This window comes from Oceanibaculum sp., from assembly GCF_022449305.1.
GTDB classification, from domain to species: domain Bacteria; phylum Pseudomonadota; class Alphaproteobacteria; order Oceanibaculales; family Oceanibaculaceae; genus Oceanibaculum; species Oceanibaculum indicum.
The window spans coordinates 24,935-34,947 of record NZ_JAKUSO010000024.1; the positions used below are offsets into that span (position 1 = coordinate 24,935).

Consider the following 10,013-nt stretch of genomic DNA (forward strand, 5'->3'; position numbering starts at 1 on the left):
GCGCAGCGATGCCGGATTTTGGCTGTTACCAGTGATAGGAAACCGTTGCCATCACCGTGCGGGCGTCGCCGTAGAAACAGCCATAGGTGCAGGCGGCGATGTATTTCTCATCGGTGAGATTGATCACGTTCAGCGCAAGTTCCCACTGTCCCAGCTCGTAGCCGACCATGGCGTCATAGACGGTATAGCTGGGTGCGGTATAGGTATCCGCCAGATTGACCGTATCGCCCACATAGCGCAGGCCGGCCCCCAGCGTCAGGCCGCGCAGCAACGGTTCCTGTACCGCATATTCGCCCCACAGCGAGGCCATGTGCTGCGGCGTGTTGGTTGGCCGGTTGCCAAGGTCGGTGCCATTGGTCTTGGTCACCTCGGCGTCGGTATAGGTATAGCTGGCCAGCAGGTTCAGCCCCTTGGCGAGATTCAGTTTCGCCTCCACCTCGAAGCCGCGTGACTGGATTTCGCCAGTCTGCACGCTGAAGCCGGGATTGGCAGGATCGCTGGTCACCACATTCTGCCGCGTCAGCTCATACACCGCGACAGTCACCGAGGAATCGCGGCCAGGCGGCTGGTATTTCACGCCGGCCTCATATTGCTGACCGGTGGTCGGCACGAAGGAGGAGCCGTTGGCCTGCACGCCGGCCTGAGGCTGGAAGGATTCCGAATAGCTGACATAGGGCGCCAGGCCCGTTTCCGACAGGTAAACCAGCCCGACCCGGCCGGTGAAAGCGTCCTGGCTGTTGCTGGTCCGGGCGCCGTTCAGCCGGTTGAGGCTTTCATCCTCGACCCAATCCTGCCGGCCGCCCAGCAGCAACACCCATTTCTCGTCGAACTTGATCTGGTCCTGCAGGTACACACCGACCTGATCGTAGCTCTGATCGACGCTGGTCACGGGGCTGGCCGAGCGCGTGACGGGCGCGCCATAAACCGGCGCATAGAGGTCGAGCGGTGCGACCGTACCACTATACTGCACCCGCTCGAAGGTGCCCCTGGTGTAGTCCAGCCCTGCCAGGACCTTATGCGCCAGCGGGCCGGTCTGGACGTCCCACAGCATCTGGTTGTCCACCGCAAACATGCTGGAATCGTCCACCCGTTCATAGGCGCTGCGATTGATTACGCGCTGGCCGGGCTGCCAGCTGCCGAAGCCGACATCTTTGTATTCGTTCTTGAAGTCCGAATAGCGCAAATTCTGCCTGAACTGCAGATCGTCGGCGAAACGGTGCTCGAACTCGTAACCGGCGGAATAGACCGTGCGGTCCCATTTATTGTAGTCCGGCTCGCCCAGGAAACGGTCGCGGGCGATCTCTCCATTCGGGTTCGGCAGTACCGTTCCCTCGGCCGGGAAGCCGTAATAGTAGGCGGTCTCCGTCTTGGTGTAGCTGGTCAGCAGCGTCAGCGAGGTGTCGTCGGTCGGCTTCAAGGTCAGCGACGGCGCGATGAAGGCCTTGTCGTCTGGGATATGGTCTACCATCGTGTCGCTGTCACGGGCCAGCGCGGTCAGGCGGTAGGTGAATTTACCCTCCGCATCCAGCTTGCCGGCATGGTCGGTGGTAACCTGCTTGCGCTCGAAATTCCCGGCCTGGAACTGCACTTCATGAAGCGCGTCTTCGGTCGGACGCTTGCTGCCCATGTTGATCACGCCGCCGGGGCCGGCCTGGCCGTACAGTACCGAGGCCGGACCGCGAAGCACCTCGATACGCTCCAGCGCATAGGGCTCGGCACTGGTCGAATAGATATTCGGCTGGCCGCGCAACCCGTCCATATAAAAGGATTCGTGATTCACCTGAAAGCCGCGCATGTAGAAACCGTCGTCAGTACGGTTGAAGCCTTGCCCCTTCAGCAAACCCGGTGTGTAGCGCAGGGCTTCGCCGACAGTCTGCGGCTTCAGCCGGTCGATCTGCTCGGACCCGACGACGGAGATGGATTGCGGTGTCTCGATCAGCGGCGTGTCGGTCTTGGTGCCGGCCGTGCTGTGCGTCGCCACATAGCCATCGAACGCCCCCTTTCCGGTCTCGACGACACGCTTTCCCTCCACGGTCACCGGGTCGAGTGTCATCGCGTCACCGGCGGCGATGCGTTCCAGAACGACCGTTCGGGCATCGGTGAAGCGCCAGGAAACGCCGCGCCCCGATAGCAGCAGACGCAGTGCGTCTTCCGTGCGATAGCTGCCAGTGACCGGGTTGCCGGTCAAAGCCTGCAGTTCGTCCGTTTTGTAGGCCAGCTGCAGACCGGCCTGATCGGCGAACAAACGCAATGCAGCCGGCAGTGGCTGTGCGGGAATCTGGAAGCTGCGTATTTCCTGTGCCTGCGCGGTCTGGGCGGCCTGCCCCTGTGCTATCGCTGGCGTCCCATGGGCCAGCACCACCAACGCAGTACCCATGAGAAGAAGATCGCGCCACCCCTGTTTCCCGCGGCCAATGCCGCCCCGCGCCTTACCGATCCGCATATCGTCGCCCCTTTTTCTTCGATACAGCCCACAATGCAAGTGCCAGTCATTCGCACTTGTTATGGCTATGACGGATGAGCGGACCGCTTACCCAAGCAGAAAATTCAGCGCAGGATGGTGAGGTAACGGGTGATGCGGAATACGCGCAGGCTCTGGGTTTCCGCCAGCGCGGCAATGGCGCCCTCCAGCGCATCGGTGGCGAATACGCCGCTGACCGGCCGCGCTGCCGGCAGCGTGCGGGCGATCACGATGGCCCCCGGCAGATACCGGTCCAGCTCTGCTACCGCCTCGTCGAAGGGAAGCCCGTCAAAGATGATCCGGCCGTCACGCCAGGCAGCCACGTTCTCCGGCGCGATGGCGCGAGCCACCTTCGCTACCGTGCCAGTGCTGTAACGTGCCTGCCCGCCCGGCCCCAGCAGAATGCTGTCCGCCCCCTGCGCCGGGGCGGTGACGCTGACCTTGCCTTCAGTGACGGCAACCGCGACATGATCGCTGGCTTCCCGCACAGAGAAGGCGGTTCCGACGGCGCGCGCCGTGCCGTCCCGTGCCGCCACCATGAAGGGCCGTGTGGGATTGGGGGCGACCTCGAAAAAAGCCTCACCGCGCAGCAGCTCGATACGCCGTTCCGCCGCGCTGAAACGCACGGCAAGCGCAGTATCGGTGTTCAGATGCACGATGGAACCATCATCCAGGACCAGCCGCCGCTGCTCGCCTACCGCCGTGCTGGCATCGGCGCGCAAGGCGGTCAGCGGATCGGCGAACAGCGCCAGCGCCACCAGCGCGGCGGCGGCTATTCCGGCGGCCCAGCGCGTAAATTGTCGGCTGCGCGCTGGCTGTGGCACTGCGGCAAAATCCTGCCGCAGACCAGCCGCCATTTGCCAGGTCACCCGCGCTTCCTCGAAGGCGGCACGATGGGAGGCATCACGGTCGAGCCAGTCGCGCAGCGACGCCATCTCGGCCTGCGTCATCTCGCCGGAGGCAAGGCGCACGACCCAGCCATGCGCCGCGTCGGCGGTGCTGTCCGGTCTGGGGTCGGTAGGCTGAAAGCTCATGGTCGGCGCGTTCCTGGCTGGCGGCGATACTGCCCATTTGTAGCTATGACGTTTGGCAGGGCATTTCACCGTATGGGCGGGGGACAATTATGGAGTGCGGCCAGCGCGGGCCGCCGTCAGAATAGCCAGCACCTTGCGCATGTGATTCTCCACGGTGGTCTGCGAGACGCCCAGAAGGGCGGCGATCTCGCGCTGGGACTTTCCCTCAAACCGGTTCATCTCGAATATCCGGCGGCTGAGCGGTTGCAGGCCGGCGACGGCGCGGCGCATGGCCTGCACCTCGCGGCGCGCAGCCAGGGCACGTTCGGGCGTTGGCTGTTCCAGCCCGTCCCACAGCATTGCCTGTGCTTCAGCCAGCAATTCCGCGCGGCGGGAAACGCTGCGCAGATGATCGGTCGCCAGATTGGCGGCCATGCGGAACAGATAGGCTTTCTCGTGCCGCAACTCGCCAGTTGGTGGCTGGTCATGCAGCTTTACATAGAGATCCTGCGCCAGGTCGCGCGCCGTTGCTACGCAGTGCAGCCGTCGCGCCAGAAAGCGCACCAGTTCCCGCTCATGTGCGCGGTAGGCGACAAGAAGCGCAGGATTCTGCATTGCGACCTGAGGAAATACGGACATCGAACCGGTCATCCGGGACCATATCGACGGTGAGAATTAATCGCAAGTCTGGTTGGGGCCGGTCATCCTGCGGTTGGCGGCAAAATCAGCAGGACGGCGACGAGATGGGTGAAATTCCCATCCATCAAAGATATTCAATAAATTCAAATGTATGGAATAGATATTGGCGGAGGGGGAGGGATTCGAACCCTCGGTACGCTTGCACGCACAACGGTTTTCGAGACCGTCCCATTCAACCACTCTGGCACCCCTCCGAAGGATCGCCGTGGGACGAGCGGGTGATGTCTAACCATCCGGGGCGCGGATTGCAAGCCGCATCTGATGCTTTTATTGTTTCATCCGGTGCGGCGTGGCAGGCTGTTTTCCGGCTGACGCGGAGGGCTGCGTAAACCGTGTGGATACCAGCGATTCCGCCGTTGACATACGCAAGCCCATAGGTATAGTGCGCGCCTCTCCTGACGACCGCAATCGACGGGAGGCCTTTTCATACGCGCGCCAGTCAGGCCCGGCAAGGGATGGCGGGTGCGATGGAAAGCCACGCGGCGCGGTCTCGTCGGGTTTTGTTTTTTGATCGGATATCAGGCGGTTAGTCCCATGTTCGCAGTCATCAAGACCGGCGGTAAGCAGTATAAGGTCGCCAAGGACGATGTGATCGTCGTCGAGAAGCTGGCCGGTGAGGCCGGCGCCAAGGTTGCGCTCGACGAGGTGCTGCTGGTTGGCGGCGAGGGCGACGCCAAGGTTGGCGCCCCGATGGTCGCCGGCGCCAGCGTGGCCGCCGAGATCGTCGAGCAGACCCGTGGCGACAAGGTCATCATCTTCAAGAAGAAGCGTCGCAAGAACCACCGCCGCAAGAATGGTCATCGCCAGGACCTGACGGTTCTGCGCATCACCGATATCTCCGCTGGCGCCAAGAAGTAAGAGGAGCAGCAATCCATGGCACATAAGAAAGCAGGCGGTTCCTCGCGTAACGGGCGCGACTCCGCGGGCCGCCGTCTCGGCGTGAAGAAGTTCGGCGGCGAGCGCGTCATTCCGGGCAACATCCTGGTCCGTCAGCGCGGCACCAAGTTCCACCCCGGCGCCAATGTCGGCATCGGCAAGGACCACACGCTGTTCGCGCTGGTCGAGGGCGAGGTGAAGTTCGCGCAGAAGGCCAAGGGCCGTACCTTCGTTTCGATCCTCCCGCCGGTGGCTGCTGCAGAGTAAGCCCACCCCCGACGGGACTGAATATTTTTGCTGAAAGGGGAATGGGTGACCATTCCCCTTTTTGCCGTTCAAAGGCGTTAGCGCGATGAAGTTTCTCGACGAAGCCAAGATCTATCTGAAGAGCGGCAATGGCGGGCCGGGCTGCGTCAGCTTCCGGCGCGAGAAGTTCATCGAATTCGGCGGGCCGGACGGCGGCAATGGCGGCCGTGGTGGTGACCTGATCCTGGAAGCGGTGGAGGGGCTGAACACCCTGATCGATTATCGCTACCAGCAGCATTTCAAGGCCAAGAACGGCACGCACGGCATGGGCCGCAACCGCACTGGCGGGGATGGCGCGGATGTCGTCCTGAAGCTGCCGGTCGGCACCCAGGTGCTCGACGAGGACCGCGAGACGGTGATCGCTGACCTGACCGAGCCCGGCCAGCGCATCGTGCTGCTGAAGGGCGGTGATGGCGGCATGGGCAATGCCCATTACAAGACCTCCACCAACCAGGCACCGCGCAAATTCACCCCCGGCTATCCGGGGCAGGAGATGTGGGTCTGGCTGCGCCTGAAGCTGATCGCCGATGTCGGTCTGCTGGGGCTGCCCAATGCCGGCAAATCGACCTTCCTGTCCGCCGTCTCGGCGGCGCGGCCGAAGATCGCCGACTATCCCTTCACCACCCTGTGGCCGCAACTCGGCGTGGTCGAGCGCGACGGCGAGGCCTTCGTGGTGGCCGATATTCCCGGGCTGATCGAGGGCGCGCATGAAGGCGCCGGGCTGGGCACGCGCTTCCTGGGCCATGTCGAGCGCACCGGCGTGCTGCTGCATCTGATCGATGGCACGCAGGAAGACCCGGTGAAGGCCTATCGCACGATCCGCAAGGAGTTGAAGCTCTACGCGCAGGAGCTGGCGGAGAAGCGTGAGATCGTGGTGCTGAACAAGATCGATGCGATTCCGGCGGACGAGCTGAAGGAAAAGCTGAAGAAGCTGAAGCGCGCCGCCAAGACCGAGGTGATGGCAATCTCCGCCGTGACCGGCGAGGGCGTGACCGAGGTGATCCGCGCGCTGCGCCCCATCGTGAAGGAATACCGCGCCGCCGAGAAAAAGGCCGAGGCGCTGGAAAAGGGGGACGTGGAGGCGGTAAGCGCGGAATCAGGAGAATGGCGTCCGTGAGCGACTTGGCCGCCAGCGATTTCGTCGAGAGCGCCGCCGCCGGATCGCCCGCGCTGGCGACTGCGCGGCGGCTGGTGGTGAAGATCGGCTCCGCCCTGCTGGTGGACGAGAAGAGCGGCCGCATCCGGCAGGACTGGCTGGCGGCGCTGGCCGAGGATGTGGCGGCGCTGCGCGCACGCGGGGTCGAGGTTGTTCTCGTCTCCTCCGGTGCGATCTCGGTCGGCCGCCGCCATCTGGGCCTCACCGGCCGGGCGCTGGCGCTGGAGGAAAAGCAGGCAGCCGCCGCGACCGGCCAGATCAAGCTGGCACATGCCTATCAGGAAGCGCTCGCCCGGCACGACATCACCGTGGCGCAGGTGCTGGTGACGCTGGAGGATACCGAGGCGCGCCGCCGCCATCTGAATGCGCGCGCCACCATCGACGCACTGCTGCGGCTGGGCGCGGTGCCGGTCATCAACGAGAACGACACGGTGGCGACGGCGGAAATCCGCTTCGGCGACAATGACCGGCTGGCCGCCCGCGTGGCGCAGATGATTTCCGCCGATACGCTGGTGCTGCTGTCTGATATCGACGGGCTCTATACTGCCGATCCGCGCAGGGCGTCGGACGCCGCGCACATTCCGGTGGTGACCGAGGTGACGCCGGAGATTGAGGCGATGGGCGGGGCGGCGGCCACCGGCTATTCCTCGGGCGGCATGGTCACCAAGCTGGCAGCCGGCAAGATCGCGATTGGCGCCGGCTGCCGCATGGCTATTGCCCACGGCCACGCCGCGCATCCGCTGCGCCGGCTGGAGGAGGGTGGACGCTGCACCTGGTTCCTGCCGTCCGCCGGGCCGCGCACGGCGCGCAAGCGCTGGATCGGCGGCCATCTGAACACGACCGGCAGCGTTACCGTCGATGCGGGGGCTGCGCGCGCGCTGGCGCAGGGCAAGAGCCTGCTGCCCGCCGGCGTGATCGCGGTGGAGGGGGATTTCCAGCGCGGCGATCCGATTGCCGTGCTGGACATGGACGGGCGGGTCATCGGACGCGGCCTCTCGGCCTATAATGCCGGCGATGCGCGCCGGATAATGGGCCATAAAAGCCGTGAAATAGAGGCTGTACTTGGCTATCGTGGACGGGACGAGATCATCCATCGCGATGATCTGGTGCTCGCCTGAAGGCCCGGCAAGAGGGTCATGAGGAGGCCAGAGACACGGCCCCGAACGGCATGGTGGAGGACAAGGTGAGTGCGCTGAAAGAGACGCCGGCGGCGACCGACACAACCGCGCGCATCATGGACTGGATAGGCAATGCCGCCAAGGAAGCCGCGGCGCGGCTGGCGCAGGCCGATGGCGAGACCAAGAACCGCGCGCTGCGTGCCGCCGCGCAAGCTGTCCGCGACAGCAGCGCTGCCATCCTGGACGCCAACGAGCGCGACATGCAGGCCGCCGAAGCCAAGGGGCTGGTGCGCGCCATGCTCGACCGGCTGGCACTGACGCCGGAGCGCATCGAGGCCATCGCCAGGGGGCTGGAGGAGGTGGCGGCACTGCCCGACCCGGTGGGCCGTGTGCTGGCCGAGTGGGAGCGCCCGAACGGCCTGAAGATTGCCCGGCAGTCGGTGCCGCTGGGCGTCATCGGCATTATCTACGAATCGCGGCCGAACGTGACGGCGGATGCCGGCGGGCTGTGCCTGAAGGCCGGCAATGCGGCGATCCTGCGTGGCGGCTCCGAAAGCTTCCATTCCTCGACCGCCATCGTCGCCTGCCTGCAGGCCGGGCTGAAGGAGGCCGGGCTGCCGGAGACGGCGGTGCAGGCCATGCCCGGCACGGACCGCGAGCTGGTCGGCGCAATGCTGCGCGCCAATGCCTATATTGATGTGATCGTGCCGCGCGGCGGCCGTTCTCTGATCGAGCGGGTAATGAATGAGAGCCGGGTGCCGGTGATGGCGCATCTGGACGGCATCTGCCATGTCTATGTCGATGGTGCCGCCGATCCGAAGAAGGCGCGGCGCATCGCCCTCAACGCCAAGATGCGCCGGCCCGGCGTCTGCGGCGCCATGGAAACGCTGCTGATCGATGCGCAGGCAATGGCCGCCATGCTGCCCTCGATGCTGGACGATCTGATCACCGAGGGCTGCGAGGTGCGCGGCGACCCGGCGGTCTGCGGGCTGGACCCGCGCGTCGTGCCGGCGACGGAGGCCGACTGGTCCACCGAATATCTGGATGCCATCCTGTCGGTGAAGGTGGTGAACGGCGTCGAGGGCGCGATCCGCCACATCAACATGTACGGGTCGCACCATACCGACAGCATCGTGACCGAGGATGCGGCCACGGCGGAACGCTTCCTGGCCGCGGTGGACAGCGCCATCGTGCTGCACAACGCCTCCACCCAGTTCGCCGATGGCGGCGAATTCGGCATGGGGGCGGAGATCGGCATTTCCACCGGCAAGCTGCATGCGCGCGGACCGGTGGGGGCGGAACAGCTGACCAGCTACAAATACATCGTGCGTGGCGACGGCCAGATCCGGCCCTGATGCGCTTACGGACTTATTTCCTTGCGACATATCTGGCATAGGCAGGGCCGTCCGGCCCGGATCGGCCTGCCGGGGCCGATCGACCGGCGGCGGCAGGCGGTCGGGCTGATGGGCGGTTCCTTCAACCCGGCGCATGACGGGCACCGGCATCTGGCGCTGCTGGCGCTGCACCAGCTGGGCCTCGACGAGGTGTGGTGGCTGGTCGCGCCGCAGAACCCGCTGAAACCGAACGATGGCATGGCGCCTTTCGCCCAACGGCTGGCCGGCGCCAGGCAGGTGGCCCGCCATCCCCGGCTGAAGCCCAGCGATATCGAGGCGCGGCTGGGCACGCGCTACACCGCCGATACGCTGCGCGCCTTGCAGCGGCGGTTCCCGACCCGCCGCTTTGTGTGGATCATGGGGGCGGATTGCCTGGCGGAATTCGCGCGCTGGAAGGACTGGCAGAATATCTTTCGCATCATGCCGGTTGCGGTGTTCGACCGGCCTTCCTATTCTCTAAGGGCGTTGTGGAGCTTGGCGGCGCGGCGTTTCGCTAGGGTCCGGCTGAAATCCGGATCGGCGCGGGGGCTGGCCCACAGACAATCCCCGGCGTGGGTGTTCCTGCACACCCGATTGCATCCCGCCTCGGCGACGCAGATTAGGGGCGACGCAAATCAGGACCGGCACTCGGCCGGAAAGCCATTGGGGCAAGAGTCGGGCGGGTAATTGACTGCGAGGATGATGCAAGAAGCAAAGGTTAAGCGGAAGTCTTCCAAGAAGAAGCTTTCGGATAACGGGGCGGCACAGTTGCTGGCCATCGTTGAGAAATCGCTGGACGACGACAAGGCGGAGAACGTCATTGTCATCGATCTCGCCGGGAAATCCAGTTTTGCCGATTATATGGTGATCGCCTCCGGCCGCTCCTCGCGGCAGGTCAGTGCCATTGCCGAACATCTGCGCGAACGGCTGAAGGCCGCCGGCGTGGCGCAGGTCGGCGCCGAAGGGCTGGGGCAGGGCGACTGGGTGCTGATCGCTGGCGGCGATATCGTC

10 protein-coding genes and 1 tRNA gene are annotated in these 10,013 nt (G+C 64.9%); 7 read left to right on the forward strand and 4 right to left on the reverse strand.

Features of this window, described 5'->3' with window-relative positions; all coding sequences use genetic code 11:
- Positions 1-25 precede the first annotated feature (25 nt).
- From MK313_RS09315 to MK313_RS09330, 4 genes are all read right to left on the reverse strand, one after another.
- Complete coding sequence (locus MK313_RS09315; RefSeq protein WP_287781065.1) at positions 26-2,377, reverse strand: TonB-dependent siderophore receptor; 2,352 nt, start codon at positions 2,375-2,377, stop codon at positions 26-28.
- 170 nt (positions 2,378-2,547) lie between these two features.
- Positions 2,548-3,495, reverse strand: coding sequence for a FecR family protein (locus MK313_RS09320; protein WP_287781067.1), 948 nt, complete (start codon positions 3,493-3,495; stop codon positions 2,548-2,550).
- Between the two features lie 87 nt (positions 3,496-3,582).
- Positions 3,583-4,113, reverse strand: a complete 531-nt coding sequence (locus MK313_RS09325) for an RNA polymerase sigma factor (protein WP_287781069.1) — start codon at positions 4,111-4,113, stop codon at positions 3,583-3,585.
- Positions 4,114-4,277: 164 nt separating this feature from the next.
- Positions 4,278-4,367: transfer RNA gene (locus MK313_RS09330), tRNA-Ser, on the reverse strand.
- A gap of 340 nt (positions 4,368-4,707) precedes the next feature.
- On the opposite strand from MK313_RS09330, the gene rplU reads away from it, so the two are divergent.
- The 7 genes from rplU to rsfS all read left to right on the forward strand — a co-directional run.
- A complete protein-coding gene (rplU, locus tag MK313_RS09335) occupies positions 4,708-5,031 on the forward strand; it encodes a 50S ribosomal protein L21 (protein WP_008946111.1) in 324 nt (107 codons plus the stop codon).
- A gap of 15 nt (positions 5,032-5,046) precedes the next feature.
- The gene (rpmA, locus tag MK313_RS09340; RefSeq protein WP_008946110.1) at positions 5,047-5,316 is read left to right on the forward strand and encodes a 50S ribosomal protein L27; all 270 of its coding nucleotides are present in this window, start codon (positions 5,047-5,049) and stop codon (positions 5,314-5,316) included.
- 85 nt (positions 5,317-5,401) lie between these two features.
- Complete coding sequence (obgE, locus tag MK313_RS09345) at positions 5,402-6,472, forward strand: GTPase ObgE (protein ID WP_287781072.1); 1,071 nt, start codon at positions 5,402-5,404, stop codon at positions 6,470-6,472.
- On the forward strand, positions 6,460-7,629 hold the full coding sequence (gene proB, locus MK313_RS09350) for a glutamate 5-kinase (RefSeq protein WP_287781074.1): 1,170 nt from the start codon (positions 6,460-6,462) through the stop codon (positions 7,627-7,629). The genes obgE and proB overlap by 13 nt, the downstream gene beginning before the upstream one ends.
- 50 nt (positions 7,630-7,679) lie before the next feature.
- Entirely contained in the window at positions 7,680-8,984 is a 1,305-nt protein-coding gene (locus tag MK313_RS09355) for a glutamate-5-semialdehyde dehydrogenase (protein WP_008946107.1), read from the forward strand.
- A gap of 30 nt (positions 8,985-9,014) precedes the next feature.
- Entirely contained in the window at positions 9,015-9,689 is a 675-nt protein-coding gene (locus MK313_RS09360) for a nicotinate-nucleotide adenylyltransferase (protein WP_416054120.1), read from the forward strand.
- 81 nt (positions 9,690-9,770) lie between these two features.
- Positions 9,771-10,013, forward strand: a 243-nt coding sequence (rsfS, locus tag MK313_RS09365; protein WP_287781078.1) for a ribosome silencing factor, incomplete at its 3' end; no start/stop codon positions are given.

Coding starts and splice junctions, on each gene's coding strand:
- MK313_RS09315 (WP_287781065.1), bottom strand. CDS start 2,377: ATGGGTACTGCGTTGGTGGTGCTGGCCCATGGGACGCCAGCGATAGCA.
- MK313_RS09320 (WP_287781067.1), bottom strand. CDS start 3,495: ATGAGCTTTCAGCCTACCGACCCCAGACCGGACAGCACCGCCGACGCG.
- MK313_RS09325 (WP_287781069.1), bottom strand. CDS start 4,113: ATGTCCGTATTTCCTCAGGTCGCAATGCAGAATCCTGCGCTTCTTGTC.
- rplU (WP_008946111.1), top strand. CDS start 4,708: ATGTTCGCAGTCATCAAGACCGGCGGTAAGCAGTATAAGGTCGCCAAG.
- rpmA (WP_008946110.1), top strand. CDS start 5,047: ATGGCACATAAGAAAGCAGGCGGTTCCTCGCGTAACGGGCGCGACTCC.
- obgE (WP_287781072.1), top strand. CDS start 5,402: ATGAAGTTTCTCGACGAAGCCAAGATCTATCTGAAGAGCGGCAATGGC.
- proB (WP_287781074.1), top strand. CDS start 6,460: ATGGCGTCCGTGAGCGACTTGGCCGCCAGCGATTTCGTCGAGAGCGCC.
- MK313_RS09355 (WP_008946107.1), top strand. CDS start 7,680: ATGGTGGAGGACAAGGTGAGTGCGCTGAAAGAGACGCCGGCGGCGACC.